Origin of the sequence: Pelomonas dachongensis (genome assembly GCF_043555865.1) — a bacterium.
In the GTDB taxonomy this organism is placed as follows: domain Bacteria; phylum Pseudomonadota; class Gammaproteobacteria; order Burkholderiales; family Burkholderiaceae_C; genus Pelomonas; species Pelomonas dachongensis.
In genome coordinates this window covers 119,736-140,771 of record NZ_JBIGHY010000010.1, presented here as the reverse complement: position 1 = coordinate 140,771, position 21,036 = coordinate 119,736, and the positions used below count along the sequence as shown (strand labels likewise).

General features: G+C 68.4%; 17 protein-coding genes and 2 tRNA genes. 11 read left to right on the top strand and 8 right to left on the bottom strand.

The features are described from left to right. Positions 1-17: 17 nt before the first annotated feature. From rng to ACG02S_RS22335, 9 genes are all read left to right on the top strand, one after another. Positions 18-1,508 carry a ribonuclease G gene (rng, locus tag ACG02S_RS22375; protein WP_394472713.1) on the top strand — a complete coding sequence of 497 codons (1,491 nt, stop codon included), beginning with the start codon at positions 18-20 and terminating at the stop codon, positions 1,506-1,508. Between the two features lie 77 nt (positions 1,509-1,585). Continuing rightward, positions 1,586-2,869, top strand: a complete 1,284-nt coding sequence (tolB, locus tag ACG02S_RS22370) for a Tol-Pal system beta propeller repeat protein TolB (RefSeq protein WP_394472712.1) — start codon at positions 1,586-1,588, stop codon at positions 2,867-2,869. Between the two features lie 94 nt (positions 2,870-2,963). After that, the gene (gene pal, locus ACG02S_RS22365; protein ID WP_394472711.1) at positions 2,964-3,500 is read left to right on the top strand and encodes a peptidoglycan-associated lipoprotein Pal; all 537 of its coding nucleotides are present in this window, start codon (positions 2,964-2,966) and stop codon (positions 3,498-3,500) included. Continuing rightward, on the top strand, positions 3,500-4,279 hold the full coding sequence (gene ybgF / locus ACG02S_RS22360; protein ID WP_394472710.1) for a tol-pal system protein YbgF: 780 nt from the start codon (positions 3,500-3,502) through the stop codon (positions 4,277-4,279). Before pal ends, ybgF begins: the two co-directional genes overlap by 1 nt. Positions 4,280-4,333: 54 nt before the next feature. Beyond that, on the top strand, positions 4,334-5,107 hold the full coding sequence (locus tag ACG02S_RS22355) for a tRNA threonylcarbamoyladenosine dehydratase (RefSeq protein WP_394472709.1): 774 nt from the start codon (positions 4,334-4,336) through the stop codon (positions 5,105-5,107). A gap of 61 nt (positions 5,108-5,168) precedes the next feature. Further along, positions 5,169-5,244 (top strand) — tRNA-Lys (locus tag ACG02S_RS22350). A gap of 74 nt (positions 5,245-5,318) precedes the next feature. Beyond that, positions 5,319-5,394, top strand: a tRNA-Lys gene (locus tag ACG02S_RS22345). A gap of 244 nt (positions 5,395-5,638) precedes the next feature. After that, positions 5,639-5,863 carry a hypothetical protein gene (locus ACG02S_RS22340; RefSeq protein ID WP_394472708.1) on the top strand — a complete coding sequence of 75 codons (225 nt, stop codon included), beginning with the start codon at positions 5,639-5,641 and terminating at the stop codon, positions 5,861-5,863. A 342-nt stretch (positions 5,864-6,205) separates the two neighbouring features. Then, positions 6,206-6,427, top strand: a complete 222-nt coding sequence (locus ACG02S_RS22335; protein WP_394472707.1) for a hypothetical protein — start codon at positions 6,206-6,208, stop codon at positions 6,425-6,427. 238 nt (positions 6,428-6,665) lie between these two features. Here ACG02S_RS22335 and ACG02S_RS22330 read toward each other — a convergent pair whose 3' ends face one another. Genes ACG02S_RS22330 through ACG02S_RS22305 form a run of 6 tightly spaced genes read right to left on the bottom strand, consistent with a single transcriptional unit; the run spans position 6,666 to position 12,924 of the window. Beyond that, a complete protein-coding gene (locus tag ACG02S_RS22330; RefSeq protein ID WP_394472706.1) occupies positions 6,666-7,418 on the bottom strand; it encodes an ABC transporter ATP-binding protein in 753 nt (250 codons plus the stop codon). Continuing rightward, positions 7,415-8,245 carry an ABC transporter ATP-binding protein gene (locus tag ACG02S_RS22325; protein ID WP_394472705.1) on the bottom strand — a complete coding sequence of 277 codons (831 nt, stop codon included), beginning with the start codon at positions 8,243-8,245 and terminating at the stop codon, positions 7,415-7,417. Before ACG02S_RS22325 ends, ACG02S_RS22330 begins: the two co-directional genes overlap by 4 nt. Then, complete coding sequence (locus tag ACG02S_RS22320) at positions 8,242-9,132, bottom strand: ABC transporter permease (RefSeq protein ID WP_394472704.1); 891 nt, start codon at positions 9,130-9,132, stop codon at positions 8,242-8,244. The genes ACG02S_RS22325 and ACG02S_RS22320 overlap by 4 nt, the downstream gene beginning before the upstream one ends. Beyond that, a complete protein-coding gene (locus ACG02S_RS22315) occupies positions 9,129-10,139 on the bottom strand; it encodes an ABC transporter permease (RefSeq protein ID WP_394472703.1) in 1,011 nt (336 codons plus the stop codon). The genes ACG02S_RS22320 and ACG02S_RS22315 overlap by 4 nt, the downstream gene beginning before the upstream one ends. Beyond that, positions 10,136-11,761: an ABC transporter substrate-binding protein gene (locus tag ACG02S_RS22310; protein ID WP_394472702.1), complete on the bottom strand. Its 1,626-nt coding sequence runs from the start codon at positions 11,759-11,761 to the stop codon at positions 10,136-10,138. The genes ACG02S_RS22315 and ACG02S_RS22310 overlap by 4 nt, the downstream gene beginning before the upstream one ends. 2 nt (positions 11,762-11,763) lie before the next feature. Then, positions 11,764-12,924, bottom strand: a complete 1,161-nt coding sequence (locus tag ACG02S_RS22305; RefSeq protein ID WP_394472701.1) for a mandelate racemase family protein — start codon at positions 12,922-12,924, stop codon at positions 11,764-11,766. A 183-nt stretch (positions 12,925-13,107) separates the two neighbouring features. Between ACG02S_RS22305 and ACG02S_RS22300 the strand changes: the two genes are divergently transcribed. Further along, a complete protein-coding gene (locus ACG02S_RS22300; RefSeq protein WP_394472700.1) occupies positions 13,108-13,860 on the top strand; it encodes a FadR/GntR family transcriptional regulator in 753 nt (250 codons plus the stop codon). 62 nt (positions 13,861-13,922) lie between these two features. Then, entirely contained in the window at positions 13,923-16,766 is a 2,844-nt protein-coding gene (locus tag ACG02S_RS22295; protein ID WP_394472699.1) for a TonB-dependent receptor domain-containing protein, read from the top strand. A gap of 33 nt (positions 16,767-16,799) precedes the next feature. Here the strand turns inward: ACG02S_RS22295 and ACG02S_RS22290 are convergent, their stop codons facing one another. Together ACG02S_RS22290 and ACG02S_RS22285 are read right to left on the bottom strand one after the other, a co-directional pair. Next, complete coding sequence (locus ACG02S_RS22290) at positions 16,800-20,129, bottom strand: CHASE domain-containing protein (RefSeq protein WP_394472698.1); 3,330 nt, start codon at positions 20,127-20,129, stop codon at positions 16,800-16,802. Further along, entirely contained in the window at positions 20,126-21,034 is a 909-nt protein-coding gene (locus ACG02S_RS22285; protein ID WP_394472697.1) for a diguanylate cyclase, read from the bottom strand. Before ACG02S_RS22285 ends, ACG02S_RS22290 begins: the two co-directional genes overlap by 4 nt. Positions 21,035-21,036 lie beyond the last annotated feature (2 nt).

Sequence of the window (21,036 nt, the reverse complement as noted above, 5' to 3'; positions counted from 1 at the left end):
GTATTCAAAGGTTCGCGATGGAAGACATCCTGATCAACTGGTCCCCGCAGGAGACGCGGGTGGCCGTGGTCGAGAACGGCGCCGTGCAGGAACTGCACATCGAGCGCACGTTGGAACGGGGCCTCGTCGGCAACGTCTATCTCGGCAAGGTGGTGCGTGTGCTGCCCGGCATGCAGAGCGCCTTCATCGACATCGGCCTGGAGCGCGCAGCGTTCCTGCATGTGGCCGACCTGCACAGCGCGTCGCAATTCGGGCATGGCCGCAACCAGGGCCATGGCGCGGACGTGCCGCCCACGCCCATCGAGCGCCTCGTGTTCGAGGGCCAGCCGCTGACCGTGCAGGTCATCAAGGACCCTATCGGTACCAAGGGCGCACGCCTGTCCAGCCAGATCAGCATCGCCGGGCGCATGCTGGTCTACCTGCCGCAGGACGAGCACATCGGCATCAGCCAGAAGATCGGCTCGCCCGAGGCCCGCGAGGCGCTGCGTGCGCGCATGCTGGCCCTGGTGGGCACCAAGGAGCAGGGCGGTGGCGGCGGCTTCATCCTGCGCACCAACGCCGAGGACGCCAGCGATGAAGAGCTGGGCGCCGACATCGCCTACCTGCGCAAGACCTGGCAGCAGATCCGCGAGAAGTCCCTGACGACGCCGCCGGCCAGCCTGCTGCATCAGGACCTGAGCCTGGTCGAGCGCGTGCTGCGCGACCTGACCCACGACCGCACGGCGCACATCCGCATCGATTCGGGCATGCAGTACGACGTGCTGCGCGGCTTTGGCGCCACCTTCATGCCCGCCGCGACCGCCAAGCTGGAGCATTACCGCGGCGAGCGGCCCATCTTCGACCTGTGCAACGTCGACGCCGAGATCGCCCGGGCGCTGGCGCGCAAGGTGGAGCTGAAGTCCGGTGGCTCGCTGGTGTTCGACCAGACCGAGGCGATGACGACCATCGACGTCAACACCGGCGGCTTCGTCGGCGCCAAGAACTTCGACGACACCATCTTCAAGACCAACCTGGAGGCAGCCGGCGCCATCGCGCGCCAGCTGCGCCTGCGCAACCTGGGCGGCATCATCATCGTCGACTTCATCGACATGACGCGCGAGGAGCACCGCACCGCCGTGCTGGCCGAATTCAAGAAGCAGCTGAGCCGCGACCGCACCAAGGTCACGGTCGGCGGCTTCACGCAACTGGGCCTGGTGGAGATGACGCGCAAGCGCACGCGCGAGTCGCTGTCTCGCATGCTGTGTGAGCCCTGCCCGACCTGCGAGGGCCGCGGCCAGGTCAAGACGGCGCGCTCGGTCTGCTATGACATCCTGCGCGAGATCCTGCGCGAGGCGCGGCAGTTCTCGCCGCGCGAGTTCCGCGTCGTGGCGGCCGCCAACGTCGTCGAGATGATGCTGGACGAGGAAAGCGCCCATCTGGCCGGGCTGTCCGATTTCATCGGCAAGCCCATCTCGCTGACGGCCGAGCCGACCAACCAGACCGAGCACTACGACATCGTGCTGCTGTGATCGACGTCAGAAGGCCCGCGCGGGACGCGGCCTTGTCTGACGTTACAACTTCGGCGTCTGCGGCAGAATCGCGCGCCATGCTCGAATCCGTTTCCCGCCGTCGCAGTCTCGCGGCCCTGGCCGCCCTCGCGGGCCTGGGCGCAGGCCCCGCACTCGCGCAGATGCGCATTGACATCGCCGGTGTCGGCGGCACCCGCATCCCGGTCGCCATCGTCGACTTCCGCGATCAGTCGCAGTCGCCGCAGCCGATCGCCGCCATCATCCGCGCCGACCTGGAGCGCAGCGGCCTGTTCCGCACCGTCGATGCGCCCGCCGGCTTGAGCGAGGCCAGCAGCCCCGCCTTCGCCGAGTGGCGCTCGCGCCAGGCCGATGCGCTGGTGGCCGGGTCGGTCACGCGGCTGGCCGACGGGCGGCTGGACATCCGCTTCAAGCTCTGGGACGTCGTCAAGGGCGCCGAGAGCATCGGCGAGGCCCAGGCCGTGATGCCGGACGATGCGCGCCTCGCGGCGCACCGCATCGCGGACATGATCTACCAGAAGCTCACCGGCGAGCGCGGCGTGTTCGCCACCCGCATGGCCTACGTCACCAAGGCCGGTGCGCGCTACAGCCTGGTCGTCGCCGATGCCGACGGCGAGGGCGCCCGCGCCGCGCTGAACAGCGTCGACCCCATCATCTCGCCGGCCTGGTCGCCCAATGGCCGGGAACTGGCCTACGTGTCGTTCGAGAGCCGCAAGGCCACCGTGCGCATCCAGGACGTGCAGACCGGCCAGCGCCGCGTGCTGGCCGACTTCAAGGGCACCAACAGCGCGCCGGCCTGGTCGCCCGATGGCCAGCGCCTCGTGCTGAGCCTGTCGCGCGACGGCGGCACGCAGCTGTTCGTCATCAACCGCGACGGCAGCGGCGTGCGCCGCATCGCCCAGAGCAGCGCCATCGACACCGAAGCCTGCTTCGCGCCCGATGGCAGCAAGATCTACTTCGTCAGCGACCGTGGCGGCAGCCCGCAGATCTACCGCATGCCCGCCGGCGGCGGCGCGGCCGAACGCGTGACCTTCAGCGGCAACTACAACATCAGCCCGGCCCTCAGCCCCGACGGCAAGACGCTGGCCTACATCACCCGGACCGGCGGCGCCTTCCGCCTGTCGGTGCTGGACCTCGCCACCGGCCAGGCGCAGCAGATCAGCGAAGCCAACGACGACGAAAGTCCGTCGTTCGCACCGAATGGCCGGCTGATCGTCTATGCCAGCCGCGCCGGTGGCAAGGAGGTGCTGATGACCACGACGCTGGACGGCAAGATCAAGACGCCGCTGCTCGTCACGTTGGCCGATGTCCGCGAGCCCACCTGGGGCCCGTTCGCGCCATGAACCCTGACGTCCAACCTTGTTGGACAATCACGCGCCCGGCCGCCCAGGCCGCGCCCTGTTACCCCGCCCCCTGTCTGTTGTGGAGACCACTCGAATGAAGCTGACCCGCCATGTGCTTACCCTGATCGCCGCCGCTGCCCTGGCAGGTTGCGGTTCCTCCGTCAAGTTGGACGAGCCCGCGCCGGTTGAAACGCGCCAGCCCACGGCCCCGGTGGCCACGCCGCCGCAAAACAGCGGCCAGGCCGTGCCCGAGTCGAAGGTCGCCACCGTCGACCTGAACGCCCAGTACACCGAGCAGGTCCGTGACAAGCGCGTCGTCTACTTCGACTACGACAGCGACGTCGTCAAGGAAGAGTACCGCCCGACGGTGGAACTGCATGCCAAGCGCCTGAACAACAACCGCAAGCTGACCCTGAACCTCGAAGGCCACACCGACGAGCGCGGCGGGCGCGAGTACAACCTGGCCCTGGGCCAGCGCCGTGCTGAAGCCGTCGCCAAGTCGCTGACGCTGCTGGGCGTGCAGGCTGCACAAGTCGAGGCCGTCAGCTACGGCAAGGAGCGCCCCGCCGTGACCGGCGGTGGTGAAGAAGCCTGGGCCAAGAACCGCCGCGTCGAGCTCAAGGACAAGTGATGCGCGTGCTGCGTTTGTCACTCGCGGCGCTGGCCGTGGGCGCAGCCTTCGCACAGCCCGCTCACGCGGGCTTGTTCGAGGACGACGAGGCTCGGAAGTACATCAAGGTCTTGGAAGCGCGCATCCAGGCCAACGACGATGCCGCCAAGCAGCGCTCCGAGCAGCTCAACACGCAGATGCAGGAGCAACTGCAGACGCTGCGCCGCAGCCTGCTGGACCTGAACGGCCAGATCGACATGCTGCGCGGAGAAGTCGCCAAGCTGCGCGGCACCAACGAACAGCTGGCGCGCGATCTGTCCGAGACACAGCGCAAGCTGGTCGACCAGTCGCAGTCCGTGGAAGCGCGGCTGAAGCCGCTTGAGCCGCAGAAGGTGAGCCTGGACGGCCGCGAGTTCCAGGTCTCGCCCGACGAACGCAGCCAATACGAAGCCGCCATCGGCATCGTGCGCCGCGGTGATTTCACCGAGGCCGTGGCCGCCCTGAACGGTTTCCTGAAGCGCTATCCCAGCAGTGGCTACACCGACTCGGTGCGCTTCTGGCTGGGCAATGCGCAGTACGGCAAGCGCGACTACAAGGACGCGATCGCGACCTTCAAGGCCTTCGTGTCGGCCAATGCGGACCATCCCCGCGCGCCCGAGGCGCTGCTCGCGCTGGCGAACTGCCAGATCGAGCTGAAGGACAACCGCAATGCGCGCCGCACGCTGGACGACCTCATCAAGACCTACCCGCGTACCGAAGCTGCCCAGGCGGCCAAGGAACGCCTCGCAGCGCTGAAGTAAGGCGCCAGGAGCCCCGCCTTGCCGCCAGACGGCGAGGCGGAGAGGGCGATCCCCATGTCCGACATTGACTCCGCTGACCTGGAGCGCCGCTTCGGCGGCTTGCGCCGCCTGCATGGCGACGCTGCCTATGCCCGCCTGCGGGCAACGCGCTTTGCCGTCGTGGGGCTGGGTGGCGTCGGCTCGTGGGCCGTCGAGGCGCTTGCCCGCAGCGGCGTGGCTGCCCTGACGTTGATCGACCTTGACCAGGTCTCCGAATCCAACATCAACCGCCAGATCCAGGCGCTGGGCTCGACCGTCGGCATGGCCAAGGCCGAGGCGCTGCGGCTGCGCATCGCGGACATCCATCCGGGTTGCGATGTGCGGGTCATCGAGGAGTTCGTCGAGCCCGACAACTGGCCGGCACTGCTCGGCGACACCATCCTCGACGGTCTCATCGATTGCTGCGACCAGGTGCGGGCCAAGGCCACGCTGGCGGCATGGGCGCGCGAGCGGCGACTGCCCTTCGTCACCGTCGGCGCCGCGGGCGGCAAGCGCGAGCCGCAGCAGGTGCAGATCGACGACCTCGGCGCGACCACTCACGACCCGCTGTTGGCATCGCTGCGTCAGCGGCTGCGCAAGCATCACGGCGCACCGCGCACGGGCAGCATGGACGTGGCCTGCGTCTACTCGCGCGAACCGGTGCATCTGCCGCCGCAGGCAGAGGGCGAGGCCTGTGATGTCGACGGGAGCCTCAACTGCCATGGTTACGGCTCCAGCGTTGCAGTCACGGCGACATTCGGCATGTGCGCCGCCGCCGAATTGCTGCGCCTGCACCTGGCGCGTGGTTGATCTGAAAAAGTCTTGGCGGAGCGGGAAAATTCTGCCTATAATGGCGGGCTCTGCTTGACACGGGACGTTAGCTCAGTCGGTAGAGCAGCGGACTTTTAATCCGTTGGTCGCAGGTTCGAATCCTGCACGTCCCACCAGAATTTATTGCGAAGATTCGACGGAATCACGCTACAATCATTGGCTCAGCGAGACGCAAGTCAAAACTGAATCAGGGCTCTTAGCTCAGTTGGTAGAGCAGCGGACTCTTAATCCGTAGGTCGAGTGTTCGAGTCACTCAGGGCCCACCAAAATTTAAGAACGAAAACAAGCACTTAGCGGCGACAGCCACTAAGTGCTTTTTTCTTGCCTGTGCGCATGTAGGCGTCGGTGTATGCGGCGAACACCCCTTTGAGGTGATGGGAATTTGCGGAGGCAGAGGGCAGCGCGCTGCCCTCTGCTGATACGTGCATTTCCTGTGCTGCTAGGGTGCCAAACGAACTGACATTGACGAATTGAGTTGTCGAGTTCTAGCTGATTGCTAGAATTTCTTGCATGACCAAAAAGCCTCTTCCAACACTTTCGCCGGCGAAGCAACGTCTGCACAAGGTTGCGGTGAAGCGCGTTCTCGTCGCGAAGGTGCAGCGCGCGAAATTTTTGGCTCAGCTGCGCGTTACAGAGCCGACTGAAGAAAGCCGCCGTGAGGCGAGCGAACTGGTCGACCGCGTACGGGCCGCAAAGACAGCAGGTTTTCTCCAGCAGTACCGCATCGCTGGCTGATGCCGCTATCAGCAGACGGCTTCGGCCTTTTGCCGGTGGTGGACGTTTCACCAGACCCTTTGAGCAAGTTCCGTTGCGGCAAGCACCACCTTGATGAGTTTTTAACGCAGCAAGCCGGCGATTGGCATCTGAAGCGTGTAGGGCATACAACCGTTGTGTTTCACGAAGATGTGCCAGGTGTCGTCGCGTATTTCACGCTCGCCAATGACGATCTTCCGCTGATGACCTCGGAGCAAATGGAGCTGGGCCTGGATGTTCCACTCAGCGCATACCCCGCCGTCAAGCTGGGGCGCCTTGCCGTGGCCTCGCCTTTGCAGGGGTCAAGGCGTCGGCGAACAGGTAATGAAGCTAGTCCATGGCGAAGTGCTCGAATCGCAGTCGCTTTCAGCTGCTCGCCTGGTCATCCTCGATGCCGACAATGAACCACGGGTCATCTCGTTCTATCGTCGACTTGGCTATGTTGATTCTTTGTGGGCTGAAGCTCAAGCGAAGCATCGCCCCAAGGCCGCGAGGACGAACGCACCACCGCCGACGGTAAAGATGATCCGCGACATTCTTTCCTGACAGCTTCAAAGTCTATGCAACGGCGCGCGGAATGCTGAGCGCATCTGTTTCGCGGCTTGGGCCGCATCTTGTACGACCTCAAGGGCTATGAGCGGTGGGTTGAGAGCGGCCGGGGCTGGTCGAGCGACATCAGATCAAACTAAGGGGGGGAGGGGTTCAGCCGACAATGACTGACCCCTATCCCGATTGGGCTTGGTGCGCCAGCACGCCGCAGCGCCGAATCAAGCGCAGCGGATTCTCAATGTTCGGCCGCAGCCAGCAGCGCCTGCGTGTAGGCGTGCTTGGCCGCACCCTGGCACAGCGCGTCGCTGCTCAGCGTCTCGACGATGCGGCCGTGCTGCATGACAGCCAGGTTGTCGCAAAGATGCGCCACCACGCCCAGGTCGTGGCTGACCAGCAGGTAGGTCAGCCCATGCCGGTTGCGCAGTTCAGCCAGCAGGTTCAGCACCTCGGCCTGCACGGACACGTCCAGCGCCGACGTCGGCTCGTCCAACAACAGCAGCGGTGGCTGCAGGATCAGCGCACGGGCGATGGCGACGCGCTGGCGCTGGCCGCCGGAGATCTGGTGCGGGTACCGGAAGCGGAAGGCGGTGGGCAGGCCCACTTGCTGCAGCACGTCGTCCACGCGGTCGTCAATGTCGCGCTTGCCCTGTACGCGCAGCGGTTCGGCCAGCGCAGTGTGCACCGTGTGGCGCGGGTGCAGCGAGCCGTAGGGATCCTGGAACACCATCTGCACGCGGCGTGCGTGCGCCGGGCTGCGCTCGCCCTGGTAGTTGCGACCATCGATGGCGACTTGGCCCTGCCAGTGGCGGTACTGGCCGGCCAAGCAGCGCAGCACGGTGGTCTTGCCCGAGCCGGACTCGCCGACCAGCCCGAAGGACTGGCCGCGCGTCAGCTCCAGGTCCACGCCATGCAGCACCTGGCGCGCCTCGGCGCCTTCGCCGAAAGACAGCGTCAGGCCCTTGACGGACAACATGGTCGGTTCGCTCATGCAGCACTCCAGGCGGCGTCACGCTGCAGCACCGGTAGCACGGCGCGGCGGTGGCGCAGGCTGGGCAGCGAGGCCATCAGGCCCTGGGTGTAGGGGTGTTGCGCGTGGGCCAGTTCGGATGCCTTCAGCGACTCGACGACACGGCCGGCATACATGACCAGCACGCGGTCGCAGAAGCGGCCCACCAGGCTCAGGTCGTGGCTGATGAACAGCAGCGACAGGCCTTGCTCGGCCACCAGCTCGTCCAGCAGGTTCAGCACCTCCTGGCGCACCGACACGTCCAGCGCCGACGTCGGCTCGTCGGCGATCAGCAGGCGCGGCTTCTGCGCCAGCATCATCGCGATCATCACGCGCTGGCCCATGCCGCCGGACAACTCGTGCGGGTACTGGCCGGTCACGCGCTTCGGGTCGTGGATGTGCACGCGGGCCAGCAGCGCCTCGACGCGGTCGTCGCATTCGCTGCGCGACATCGCACTGCCGCGCTGCACCGCCTCGCCGATCTGCCGGCCGATGCTCATGACCGGGTTCAGTGAGTACTTGGGGTCCTGCATGATCATGGACAGCTGGCGGCCGCGCAGCGCCTCCATGTCGGCTTCGCCGGCCTGCAGCAGGGGGCGGCCGTCGAAGTCCAGCCGGTCCGCGGTGATGCGGGCCTGGCGCGGCAGCAGGCGCAGCAGCGCGCGGCCCACGGTGGTCTTGCCGGAGCCCGACTCGCCGACGACGGCGAGTTTCTCTCGGCCCAGTGTGAAGCACACGCCATGCACGACGGGCGTGGCGCCGTAGGCGATGCGCAGGTTCTCGACCTGGAGCAAGGGTTGAGCGTTCATGAGGCTTGGCGCGGATCGAGCGCGTCGTTGAGGCCGTCGCCCAGCAGGTTGAAGGCCATGCTGACGGCCAGGATGGCGGCGCCGGGCGCTGCCACGGTCCACCAGCTGTCCAGCATGTAGCGGCGGCCTTCGGAGATCATGGCTCCCCACTCCGGTAGCGGCGGCTGGGCGCCGAGGCCAAGGAAGCCCAAGCCGGCTGCGGTCAACACGACAGAGGCCATGTTCATGGTCAGCCGCACCAGCACCGAGGGCAGGCACAGCGGCGCCACATGGCGCCACAGCATGCGCACATGCGAAGCGCCTTGCAGTTGGGCGGCGACGATGAAGTCGGCCTGGCGCAGCGTCATTGCCTCGGCGCGGGCCAGCCGCGCGATGGGCGGCCAGGCGGTCAGCGCGATGGCGAGCACCGCGTGGTCCAGCCCCGGGCCCAAAGCGGCGACGAAGGCCAGTGCCAGTACCAGGCTGGGGAATGACAGGAACACGTCGGCGATGCGCATGCAGACCGCGTCCACGCGGCCGCCAAAGTAGCCCGACACGACGCCCACCGCCATGCCCAGCGGGCCGACGACGACGGTGACCAGCGTGACGATGAACAGCGTGATGCGCGTGCCGTGCACCAGGCGGCTGAAAACATCGCGGCCGAATTCGTCGGTGCCGAACCAGTGGGCACTGCTGGGTGGCAGCAACGCGGCGCCGAGGTCCTGCCGCAGCGGGTCGTGCGGCGCGATCCACGTCGCGAACACCGCAACGAGGATCAGCAGGCCGATGATGGCGACGCCGACGGCCGTCAGCGGGTTGGCCAGCAGCTTGCGCAACGTCGCGGCGGCGTCGCGGCTCCAGGCCTCCCAGGCGCCTTGCGGCTGGGCGGGTATTGCAGTCGTCGTCATGTGCGGGCTCTCGGGTCGAATACGCGGTAAAGCGCGTCGGCGGTCAGGTTCAGCGCGACGAAGATCAGGCCGACGACGAGCACCGACCCCATCACCGCGTTCATGTCGCCCAGCAGCAAGCTGCCGGTCAGGTAGCTGCCGAAGCCGGGCCAGCCGAACACGGTCTCCACGAGCACCGCGCCTTCCAGCAGCCCGCCGTAGGCCAGCGCCAGGATGGTCAGCAGCTGCACGCGGATGTTCAGGAAGGCATGGCCCCAGACCACCTGGCGCCGGCTCAGGCCCTTGACGCGTGCGGTGGTGATGTACTCCTGCGTCAGCTGCGCCAGCATGAAACTGCGCGTCATGCGGCTGAGGTAGGCCATCGAGTGCAGGCCCAGCACGCAGGCCGGCAGCAGCAGGTGGCGCAGCGCGTCGCGGAAGGCGGCGAGGTCACCGGCCAGCAGCGTGTCCACCAGCATCAGCCCGGTGACGCGCGGGATGGCGCCCTCGTAGCCCAGCCCGATGCGGCCGATGCCACCAGCCCAGCCCAGCCACGCGTAGAACACCAGCAGGCCCATCATGCCGAACCAGAAAACCGGCGTGGAATGGCCTGCCAGGCCCAGCACGCGGGCGACGTGGTCGGGCCAGCGCTTGTGGTTGCTGGCGGCCCACACGCCCAGCGGCACGCCCAGCAGTGCGCCGAGCACGATGGCCAGCGTGGCCAGCTCCAGCGTGGCGGGCAGCACGCGGGCCAGGTCCTCGGTGACCGGGCGGCCGGTCAGCAGTGCATGGCCCAGGTCGCCTTGAAAGAGGTCGCCGAGATAGCGGCCGAACTGCGCCCACAGCGGCCGGTCCAGGCCCAGCTGCTGGTAGACCTGCTCGTAGGTGGCGCGGTCAGCGTCGGGGCCGACGATGGCCAGCACCGGGTCCAGCGGCATCACGCGGCCGATCATGAAGGTCAGCAGCAGCAGGCCCAGCAGTGCGATGGCAGCACTCGACGTGCCGCGGATCCAGCGTGACTTCATCATGGCTTGCTCACCTTGTGGACGTCCCGCAGCCGCGTGGCGCCGCTGGGATGGCCCACATAGCCCTGCACTGCGCGGCGCACGACCTGCGTGTCCAGCATCTGCGCGATGGGCTGGATGGCCGGCACACGCACGTCCAGCTGCTCTTGCGCCTGGCGGTACAGCGCGGTCTGCTCGGCGGCGTCGGGCGTCAGCAGTGCCTGTTCGATGAGGCGGTTCAGCTCGGCGTCGGCATAGCCGGTGCGCCAGCCCTGGAAGTTGCTCAGCCGTGCGCTGTCGCGGTTGTCGGGGTTGTAGACCAGCGCGCGCAGGCTGGAGTGCGGGTGCGACTCGGCGCCACCGCCGCCGCGGCCTACGATGATCTCGAAGTTGCGTTCGCGCATGGCGCCATAGACCTGGTTGCCAGTGCCGGGCAGGATGCTGGCGCGGATGCCGCCCTCGGCCAGCGTGGCCTGCAGGCTGGTGGCGATGCCGGTGAACGGCGCCTCGGCGATGACGCGGATGGTGGTCTCGAAGCCTTCGGGCAGGCCGGCCTCGGCCAGCAGGCGGCGCGCGGCCTGGGGGTTGAAGGCGTAGACGGGCTGGGGCAGCGACGCGGGCAGGCCCTGCGGCACGGGACGCATCTGCAGTTCGCCGTAGAAAGGCAGCACGCCGGATGCGACGCCCTGGAAGTCGATCAGATGGCGCAGCACCGCGCGGCGCACGCGTTCGTCGGCAAAGCGCGGGTGGCGCGCGTTGACGGCGACGTAGTACATCGTCGAGCGGCGCACGCTGTCGACCACCAGGTCCGGCCGCTTGGCGAGCGCGCGCACATCGGGCGCCGACATGCCGCCGGCCACGTCCAGGTCGCCGCGCGCCAGCATCAGCCGCAGCGTCTGCGACTCGGTCATGTGCCGCACGACGACGCGGCGCAGCTTGGCGGGTGCCTGCCAGTAGTTGGCTGACCGACGCATGGTCAGCAGCTCCTTGGGCCGCCACTCCTCCAGCTCGAAGGCGCCGGAGCCGGCGGCATGTGTGGTCAGCCACGCATTACCGAGGTCGCCCCGCACTTCGTGAGCCAGCACCGTGTCGCGGTCGATGACGTAGCCGCTCATGGAGGTGGCCAGTGTCATCAGCACCAGCACGGGGTCGGTGGGCTGCGGCAGGTCGATGACCAGCGTCAGCGGGTCCTCGGAGCGGATCAGCGCCGGCGCGTTGGTGGCCGAGTAGCCGTAGCTTTTCCAGACGCTGGCCAGCGCGAGATTGAGCTTCAGCACGCGTTGCAGCGACCAGGCCGCATGTGCTGCCGTCAGTGGTTTGCCGGTGGCGAAGCGGACGCCGTCGCGCAGCCGCAGCGTCAGGCGGCGGCCGCCGTTGCCCACTTCCCAGCGCTGCGCGACGCTGGGCTTGAGCTGTGTCGTGTCGTGCGCGTCCACTTCCAGCAGGCTGTCGTAGAGGTTGCAGGCCACGGTCACCGCATCCAGGCCGGTGGCGGCGGCGGGGTCCAGCGAGAGCAGGTTGTTCATGCTCATGCCGACCAGCAGCTGGTCGTCGGACGAGGCGGCGTGGCCCAGGCCGCCGCAGCCTACTGCGGCGAGCGCGAGCAGATGGCGCCGGCGCAGCGGCAGATGCGATGCGGGCAGCATGCTCAGTACGTGGCGACGGTGTGCTTGGCGATGTAGTCGAAGTTGATGTCTTCGCCGAGGCCCGCGCCTTGCGGCAGCGACACATAGCCGTCGCGGTCCATCGGGTCCACGATGGCGTTCAGGTAGGCCGGCACTTCGTCGTAGTCCAGGAAGGGGTGCAACAGGCCGCGCTCGTACCAGCGGCAGTTGCGGATCGCGCCGCACACGGCCAGGTTGGGCGCGCCGTTGCCGTGCACCTCGCAGTTCATGCCGAAGGACTCGGCCAGCGCCGCGACCTTCATCGTCGGGCCGATGCCGCCGCATCCGGTGACGCCGGCGCGCAGGATGTCGCTGGCGCCTGCAGTGACCCAGCCGGCGCGCGCGTAGTGTTTGCCCGACAGGCTCTCCGGCCCAAGGATGGGAATGCTGAGCTGCCCGGCCAGCCAGGCGTAAGACGCCGTGCTCTGCTCGTTCATCATTTCCTCGAACCAGGTGAAGTCCAACTCCTCCAGCGCGCGGCCGATGCGCAGCGCGTCGGTGCGGCTGTACTCGTGGTAGCCGTCCAGCATCAGCGCGATGTCCGGTCCCACGGCCTTGCGCACGGCGGTGCAGGCCTTGATGTCCATCGCGACGCTGGGTGCGAACGCGACCGGCGGCATCCATGTGTGCAGCTTGATGGCCTTGTAGCCACGCTCCACGAGCTTCAGCGCGAAGTCGGCGTACTCCTCGGGCGTGGACAGGCCGCCTTGCAACTCGTCACCGCACATGGTGCTGCCGTAGGCCGGCACCTTGTCGCGGTAGCCGCCCAGCAGCTGGTAGACGGGCGTCTTCAGCGTGCGGCCGATGAGGTCGTAGAGCGCGCTGTCGACGGCACCCAGCGCGCGGTCGGTCAGCTGGCCAGCGCTGCCTCGCTGCCAGTGCTCCAGCTCGGCCCACAGCTTCTCGCGGTTCAGCGCGTTGCCGCCCACCAGCACGCGGCGCACGAACTGGTTGAGCACGTGCGGGCGCACGACCTGCGGCGGCGCGAAGCAGTGGCCTTCCACGCCGTCGGTGCTGCGGATGGTCAGCAGGGCCATGTGGCCCGTACCCAACGGGCCCGGGTGCGAGTGGCCCGCCGCGTCCACCGAGCGCCGTGTCGGGTGGGTGAACTCAACGGCGCGCACGCTTTCGATCTTGATCATCATGGTCGTATCCCGTCAGTCGTCTGATGACTAGAAGTGTACACAGCGTGACCTGTTTGATTTGCAGAAGCGGCTTGGCAAAGGGAAAACCATCATATTTGGCGTGAAGCTTGGTGCCACAGCTGCGGATGATCTACCTATACTGACATCAGTCGTCTGACGACTTGAGCAACTTCAGATCACGCCGTGAGCACCAATCCTCCCTTCGCGTCCCATGGGCGCCCCACCAGCCTGTCGCAGCGCGTCGTCGACGGTCTGTCCGAGCGCATTGCCAGCGGTGCGCTGAAGCCAGGCGACCGCGTGCCCACGGAGCCGGTGCTGATGCAGGAGTTCGGCGTCAGCCGCAGCGTCGTGCGCGAGGCCATCTCGCGGTTGCAGGCCGGCGGGCTGCTGCGCACCCAGCAGGGTGTGGGCAGCTTCGTGCTTGCGCCCAAGGTGGATGTGCCGCCACTGCAGCCGCTTCAAGGGGCCGAGCTGAAGCTGCAGCAGAAGCTGGCGATGCTGGAGCTGCGCCTGAGCTTAGAGCCCGAGACTGCCGCGCTCGCCGCCCAGCGGCGCACGCCCGAGCAGCTGGCAGCGATGGAGCGGGCGCTGGACGATTTCGACACGCAGCACACCACTGGCGAAGGCACGGCGGAGGCCGACTACCGCTTCCACGAACTGCTGGCGCAGGCCACCGGCAACGAGTACTTCTCGCATGTGCTGCGCGCGCTGAGCAGCGCCACCATCCCGCGCCAGTCCACCGCGCGCCGCACGACCCGCAGAGTTGCCCGCTTCGGCGAGTCCTCGCCCGAGCTGCGACCGGGCAAGGAGATCACGGCCCAGGAGCACTGGGCCGTGCTGGATGCCATCCGCCGTGGCGATGCCGCGGCCGCGCGCGCAGCGATGTTCATGCACCTCAACAACAGCCGCGAGCGCATGCGCAACGCGAGCCGCTGACCCGCCCCGGGGCCAGGCACGCAGAGGCCGCGCCCCCATCCAGCCACCCCAGGAGACAAGCCATGCAACACCCCCGCCGCCCGTCGGCAGCTCAACCGACCGCGATCGCCCTCGCACTGCTCAGCCTCGCCGGCGCGCATCCGCTGGCGCAGGCCCAGCAGACACAGACCATCGAGCGCGTCGAGATCACCGGCTCCATCATCCGGCGCTCCATCAACGACGAGGCGGCGCTGCCGGTCACGTCGATGAAGGCGACCGAGCTGAGCGCCCGCGTCAACACCGAGCTCAAGGACATGATGCTGGAGCTGCCGCAGGCGAACTCGCTGGGCACCAACGCCGGCACGGCGGGCCCCATGACCAGCCTGCGCGGCTTTGGCCCCATGCGCACGCTGACGCTGCTGAACGGCCGCCGCCTGGCCAAGGAGCCGCTGACCAACCAGTACGTCAGCGTCAACGTGATGCCGCGCATGGCGCTGAGCCACGTCGACATCCTGCGCGACGGCGCCTCGTCCAGCTACGGCTCCGACGCGATGGGCGGCGTGCAAGCGTTCTACACGCTGCCGTCTTACAAGGGCGTGGGCATCAAGCTGGAGACCACCATCCCCGAGCGCTCCGGCGGTGGCGCCACCCAGGCGCTGGGGCTGATCGCCGGTATCGGCGACCTGGGCGCAGACCGCTGGAACGTCTACGCGGCCTTCGACATCCAGAAGCGCGAGGAACTGCCGCGCTCGGCCCGCCCCGAGCTGACCGACGGCTCTGCGCTGACGGCTTTGGGCATCAGCACCGCGCCGGGCCTGGGCGCGAATGCGACGCCGGGCAACTTCACCGACCCGACCAACCCGACCGCGTCGCTGCGCACCGTGCGCTACAACCCGATGTACGCCAGCGGCTGCATGCCGCCGTACTCCGTGCCCAGCACTTCGGGCGGCCGCCAGACCTGCTTCCTGGATGCCAACACGCAGTACACGACGTTCAACAACAAGAACGGCATCCTGAACTTCTACGCGCAGGGCAAGCTGCTGCTGGGCGGCGACCACCAGATCACGGCCGAGTTCAACCACAGCCAGTTCGAGGTCGACCAGTACAACAACCCGGCCGCGCCCACGGTGCGCCTGACCAGCACCCACCCCTACTACCCGGGCAACGGCAAGGTACCCGCCGTGCCGGGCCTGAACCTGGCTGGCCGGCCCATCGACGTGCTGTGGTCGGTGGCCGACGCCGGCGCGCGCATCCGCAACGACGTGCACAGCAACGACCGCCTGGTGCTGACCGCTGAGGGCTCGCTGGGCAACTGGGACTACCGCACCGGCCTGAACTACGGTCGCTCGGAACGCAACACCAAGGCCGGCTCGGGCTGGCTGCGCGTCACCGGCATCGCCACGGTGCAGGGCACGACGGCCCGCACGCTGTTTTTGGACCCCAGGCTCAACCCCTTCGGGCTGCAGGATGCTGCGGGGCTGGAAGTGTTGAACGCGGCACTGCTTGACGGCAACACGCTGCGCCTGCACCGCGCCGAGAACGCCAGCCTGGACGCCACCTTCTCGCGCGCCGTCATGAAGCTGGCCGGCGGCGACATGATGCTGGCGATGGGTGGCGAACTGCGCCGCGACAAGTGGCGCGCCATCGGCCAGGCTGGCAACGATGCCTCGGCGGCGCTGAACGGCCAGATCGACCTGCTGGGCGGCGACAACCTCGCCAGCGGCGCCACGTCGGCCACCAGCACCCAGATCGGCCGCACCATCACGTCGCTGTTCGCTGAAGTTGATGCGCCGGTGCTGCGCGACCTGACGCTGAACGCCTCGGTGCGCGGCGACAAGTACGGCGACCTCGGCGAGACCACCGTGAACCCCAAGCTCAGCGCGCGCTGGACGCCGATCAAGAGCCTTGTGCTGCGCGGCTCGGCCAATACCGGCTACCGCGCGCCCAGCCTGCCAGAGATCTACACCAAGGAGACCGAGCGCACGCTGATCCCCGTGTTCAACGACCCGCTGAACTGCCCCACCGTCAACGGCGTGCCGACGGCCAGGCCCGGCTTCGCGCCTGAGCTGGTGTGCAGCCTGACCGGCTACAACCAGATCACCAAGGTGCCCAACAACGCCGGCGTGAAGCCCGAGACCTCGCGCAGCCTCACCTTCGGCATGGGTTTCGAGCCGGTCAAGAACCTGACGCTGACGCTGGATTACTGGCGCACGCAGATCGACGAGGTCATCGGCAACCGCGCCATCGACTACATCCTCGCCAACCCGGCGACCTACCCCGGCCTGTTTTTGCGCAACGCCGACGGCACGCTGGGCGTGCTGTCCGCCACCGGCTCACGCGACGCCGTCATCAACACGCCGTCCAACGTGGGATCCATCCGCGGCGCCGGCATCGACGCGAGTCTCAAGTACATCGCGCCCAAGCAGCCCTGGGGCACGCTGTCGGGCGGCATCGACATCGCCTACCTGACCAAATGGGACGCGCGCTCCGAGGGTGTCAACAACGGCGACTGGGTCTCGGCACTGGGCTTCTACAACGACGTGGTGCCGGTGAACCCGAACGCGGGTCTGTCCAACGCGACGCGCGGCCTGAACAACCGCTGGCGCCACACGGCGCAGGTGGCGTGGCAGAACGCCGAGTGGATGGTCCAGCTGTCGCAGCGCTACCAGAGCAAGATCGCGGACCAGAACCTGCCCGCTGCCACCGGCGCCGGTACGACGGGGCCGCGCAACGTCGCGTCGTACTCGCAGTACAACCTGATGCTGAAGTACAGCGGCTTCAAGAACATCAAGCTGTCGCTGGGCGTCAGCAACCTCCTCGACAAGGAGCCGCCGCTGACCAACCACACCGCCTACCGCGGCTACCTGACCAGCGTGGCCGACGTGCTGGGCCGGGCCTATGTGCTGACGGGCGAATACCGGTTCTGACACCGGGTCTGGCCCACGGCGTACGGCCCGCTGTCATCCGGGCCCGTCGCCGACCTGCAGGGCGCGGCGGATCTGCTGCGCTGCCTCTTCGAACTGCAGCAACTGGACCAGCTCGCCAAGGCGTTCGGCCTGCTCCTCGCCCAGCCGGGTGCGGAGTGGGCTGGCCAGCGCCTGCCAGGTAGACAGGGCGGCGAGATCCTTGCCGTCCAGCTGGGCCAGCAGCCGTGCCTGCGTCGAGGCGTTCAGGGCCAGGCCGGCGCCGTCGGTATTGGTGCGGCGGTCTTGCAGGGCGCTGCCGGCCAGCGCCGCTGCGATGGACTGCAGCAGCGGTTGGCCCACCGCCTGCAGGGCGCGAATGGCGTCACGGGCGGTTGCCCAGTCATCGGTTCTCAGCGCGTCCTCCGCGCGTGACGCGCAGGCCTGCAGGTCGCCGGCACCCAGCGTCCCTGCGACGGACTTGAGGTCGTGCAGCGTCGCCGCGTGCACGCGCAGCGCGTCGACGCTGGCGAGCGGATCGGACGACAGCGCGGCGTTCGCCTCGATCATCTGCTGCGTTGAAGCCAGCATGCGCCGAAGCAGGCCGCGGTCGCCCTGGAGCCGCCGGAAGGAGACCGTCGCATCGATCCCGTCGATCACCGGCCAGTCGGCAGGAGGTCGAGCGCTCGGCGCGTCCGGTGCGGCCGTGGCGGACTCGTTTGGCGCGCGGTGCAGGAAGCCCGCCACCGTCGCCACGAGCTGTTCGGGCTCGAACGGCTTGCCGATCACAGCGTCCATGCCAGCGTCCAGCGCCGCGCGTCGTTCGCCGGCGGAGACCCCGGCGGTCAGGCCGATCAACGGCAGGCGCTCCCCGTGCAACAGCGCGCGGATGCGGCGGGTGGCCTCCAGGCCGTCCATGACGGGCATCTGCACGTCCATCAGGATCGCGTTGAACCCGCCATCGCCCAGGCGCAGCAGCTCACAGGCCTCGCGGCCGTTGGTGGCCAGGTGCACATCGGCGCCTTCGCTGCCGAGGATGCGTTCGGCGACCTCTCGGTTGAGGGCGTTGTCGTCCACCACGAGCACGCGCATGCCCGCGAGCGACAGGCTGCCGGTCTGCTGAGCCGCCGCGCGCTGCGCGGGTGGGTGCGCGGCCTGGTCGGCCAGCCGGAATGTCAGCCGCACCTCGAACGAGCTGCCGGCACCCGGCGCGCTGTGCAGCTGGATCGTCCCGCCCAGCAGCTCCACCAGCTGGCGCACGATGGACAGGCCCAGCCCGGTGCCGCCGAACTTGCGCGTGGTCGAGGCGTCGGCCTGCACGAACGGCTGGAACAGGCGTTGCTGCACGTCCTCGGCGATGCCGATGCCGGTGTCCGTCACCCGGAAGGTGAGGGGCAGCCGCCCGGCGGCGTCGAGGTGACCTGCGTCGACATCGAGCGTCACGCCCCCCTGCGCGGTGAACTTGACGGCATTGCTGAGCAGGTTGAGCAGGATCTGCGTGAGCCGGGTGCTGTCGCCGAGCAGCGGTTGCGCGGTCGCCTCGGGCATCGAGACCGAGAAGCCGATGCCGCGCTGCTCCGCGGACACACGCGCCAGCGAGCAGACCTCGGCGATGACATCCTCCAGCTGGAACGGGGCCATCTCCAGCGTCATCTCGCCCGCTTCGATCTTGGACAGGTCCAGCACGTCGTTCAGCAAGGCCATCAACGTCTTGCCGGCGGTCCTGATGCGGGTGAGCATGGCGGCCTGGTCGTCGTCCAGGCGAGTGCGGGCCAGCATGTGGGAGAGGCCGATGACTGCGTTCATCGGCGTGCGGATCTCGTGGCTCACGTTGGCCAGGAAGCGGCTCTTGGCCTCGTTGGCCTGGCGGGCCTCTCGCATTGCGTCGTCGAGCAGCGCCGTGCGTTCACGCACCTGGTCTTCCAGCGAGGCGTTGAGTTCGCGCATGCGTTGCTCGGCCGCCTTGGCTTCGCGCACGTCGCGCAGGATCTTGGCGGAGCCCACCACCACGCCGTCGCTGCCGTGGATGGGTGAGGCCGTGATCGAGACCGGGATCAGCGTGCCGTCGCGGGCGCGCCGCGTCGTCTCGAACACGCGCACCCGCCCGCCGCTGGCCACGGTGGCGCGGATGTTCTCGTCCTCGGCCACCAGATCGGCAGGCAGCAGAAGGTCCGTGGCGATCTTGCCCTGCGCCTCCTCGCGGGTGAAGCCGAACAGGCGGGCCGCACCATCGTTCCAGTCCGTGACGGTGCCGTCCAGGGTCTGCACGATGACGGCGTCGCTGCTGCCCTCGACGATGGCGGCGCGCCGTGCCTGCTCCAGCCGCTGTGACCGCGTCCTGTCCACCAGCTGAAGGCCGGTGGACAGCAGCGCCGCGCAGATGCCGCTCAGCAGCGCCGCCAGCAAAGCCGCCTTCAGCGGTGATGACTGGTGCAGCGACTGCATGAACGCCGCCGTCGGGTGCAGCCGTGCCTCCCAGCGGCGGCCATACAGCGGGATGGCGATGCGCTGCTCCTCGGGGCCGTTCGCGTCCAGGGAATCCTGGCGCGTGGCGTAGAAGGCGCTGCCGGGCTGGTGCGCCAGGTCCAGTAGCGACATGCCGAAGTGCTCCTCCTCGGCGTCGAGCCCGCTGAGGATGTCCTCGATGAGCAGCGGCACGTAGGCCCAGCCGATCAGGGCCGGGTCGTTCTCGCTGCCGACCTCAGGCACAGGCGCGCCGGCGGTGGTCCGGCGTATCGCCAGCAGCAGCAGCAGGCCGCCCGAGGTCCGGCCCGATGCCTGGACGAGGGTGAGCGGGGCCGTCAGCGTGGGCTGCGAGGTTCTGGCGGTCTGCACGGCGGCTTCGCGCCGCGCCGCCTCCGAAGCGATGTCCAGGCCTACAGCTTCCCGGTTGCGTTCGATCGGCTCGACGAAGCTGATGACGTAGCGGTCGCCGTCGTGGCGCGCCAGCGTCTTGATGGCGAAGCTCGTCGTGCCTTCGCTGCGCCGGGCGGCCAGGAAGGCAGCTTCCTGCGAGGCTGTCACCCGGTGGATGATGCCGAAGCCGCGCGCGCCGGGGAACTCGCGGTCGATCTGGCGCGACGCCGCGTACCGGGCGAATGCCGCGCGCGACATGTCGCCTTCCGCCGCGAGCACCACGCCACGCGCGCCGCGCAGGCCGTATTCGTAGCGCCGCAGCCGCTCGACGATGCCCTGCGTGACGCGCCGCGACAGGGCGGCAAATCGCTCGTCGGCATCTGCATGGTTCTGCGCGGTCTGGACCATGAAGGTGAGGGCGCCCGCCAGCAGGGCCGCCAGTGCCACCAGCACCAGCGTCATCACCACGCGGCGTGAGAGCAGTCCGCCCCCGCGGGTTTCCTGCGGCGCGGCCGGATGTGGCGTGGTCATGAGAACAGCGCTGCGCAGGCGCGGTTCCTGCCTTCTGCTTTTGCGCGGTACAGCGCCTGGTCTGCACGCTCGACGAGCTGGCGCTCGGCGCCCGCGGCCTGCTGCTGCGGCGGCACACAACTCGCAATGCCGATGCTCACCGTGACGCGGGCGGCCGTGGGCGATGCCGCATGGGGCAGCGCCAGCGAGGCGATGGCGGCGATCAGCCGCTCGGCCGCGCCCAACGCGCCGGCCATGTCCGTGTCGGGCAGCAGCAACGCGAACTCCTCGCCGCCGATGCGCGAAGCGAGGTCGGCCGGCCGCCGTGCCTGCCCGGCCAGTGCCGACGCGATCTCGCGCAGACAGGCGTCGCCGCCCGGGTGCCCGTAGTGGTCGTTGAAGCGCTTGAAATGATCCACGTCCAACAGCAGCAGCGACAGCTCGCCGCCGGTCCGCGCGGCCCGGGCGTGCTCCAGCTGCAACCGTTCGTCGAAGGCGCCGCGGTTGGCCACGCGCGTCAGGCCGTCAATGGCGGCGCTGCGTCGCAGCTCGTCGGTCAGGGCCTTGAGGCGCAGCTGAGTCTGCACCCGCGCGAGCAGCACCGGCTCGTTCACGGGCTTGGTGATGAAGTCCACGGCCCCGGCGTCCAAGGCCCGCACCTCGGCCTGCGCGTCGTTGTGGGCCGTCACGAAGATGACGGGGATCTTGTCGAGTTCGGGATCGGCGCGCATCGCCTGGCAGACGGCATAGCCGGACATGCCGGGCATCTCCGCATCGAGCAGCACCAGCTGTGGCGGTTCCGCGCGCATCTGCGCCAGCGCCGGCAGGCCCGCCGTCGCGAATCGGACTTGCGCGATCGGCGCCAGCATCTTGCCCAGCACCGCGATCAGGTGCACGTTGTCATCGACGATGAGGATCGAGTTCATGG

Bases quoted from the DNA above. Each gene is read 5' to 3' on its own strand.
- ACG02S_RS22340 (WP_394472708.1), top strand. From the start codon at position 5,639: ATGACCAAAAAGCCTCTTCCAACACTTTCGCCGGCGAAGCAACGTCTG.
- ACG02S_RS22310 (WP_394472702.1), bottom strand. From the start codon at position 11,761: ATGCTGCCCGCATCGCATCTGCCGCTGCGCCGGCGCCATCTGCTCGCG.
- ACG02S_RS22315 (WP_394472703.1), bottom strand. From the start codon at position 10,139: ATGATGAAGTCACGCTGGATCCGCGGCACGTCGAGTGCTGCCATCGCA.
- ACG02S_RS22285 (WP_394472697.1), bottom strand. From the start codon at position 21,034: ATGAACTCGATCCTCATCGTCGATGACAACGTGCACCTGATCGCGGTG.
- ACG02S_RS22335 (WP_394472707.1), top strand. From the start codon at position 6,206: ATGAAGCTAGTCCATGGCGAAGTGCTCGAATCGCAGTCGCTTTCAGCT.
- ACG02S_RS22305 (WP_394472701.1), bottom strand. From the start codon at position 12,924: ATGATGATCAAGATCGAAAGCGTGCGCGCCGTTGAGTTCACCCACCCG.
- ACG02S_RS22320 (WP_394472704.1), bottom strand. From the start codon at position 9,132: ATGACGACGACTGCAATACCCGCCCAGCCGCAAGGCGCCTGGGAGGCC.
- ACG02S_RS22290 (WP_394472698.1), bottom strand. From the start codon at position 20,129: ATGACCACGCCACATCCGGCCGCGCCGCAGGAAACCCGCGGGGGCGGA.
- ACG02S_RS22355 (WP_394472709.1), top strand. From the start codon at position 4,334: ATGTCCGACATTGACTCCGCTGACCTGGAGCGCCGCTTCGGCGGCTTG.
- pal (WP_394472711.1), top strand. From the start codon at position 2,964: ATGAAGCTGACCCGCCATGTGCTTACCCTGATCGCCGCCGCTGCCCTG.
- tolB (WP_394472712.1), top strand. From the start codon at position 1,586: ATGCTCGAATCCGTTTCCCGCCGTCGCAGTCTCGCGGCCCTGGCCGCC.
- ACG02S_RS22295 (WP_394472699.1), top strand. From the start codon at position 13,923: ATGCAACACCCCCGCCGCCCGTCGGCAGCTCAACCGACCGCGATCGCC.
- ybgF (WP_394472710.1), top strand. From the start codon at position 3,500: ATGCGCGTGCTGCGTTTGTCACTCGCGGCGCTGGCCGTGGGCGCAGCC.
- ACG02S_RS22325 (WP_394472705.1), bottom strand. From the start codon at position 8,245: ATGAACGCTCAACCCTTGCTCCAGGTCGAGAACCTGCGCATCGCCTAC.
- ACG02S_RS22330 (WP_394472706.1), bottom strand. From the start codon at position 7,418: ATGAGCGAACCGACCATGTTGTCCGTCAAGGGCCTGACGCTGTCTTTC.
- rng (WP_394472713.1), top strand. From the start codon at position 18: ATGGAAGACATCCTGATCAACTGGTCCCCGCAGGAGACGCGGGTGGCC.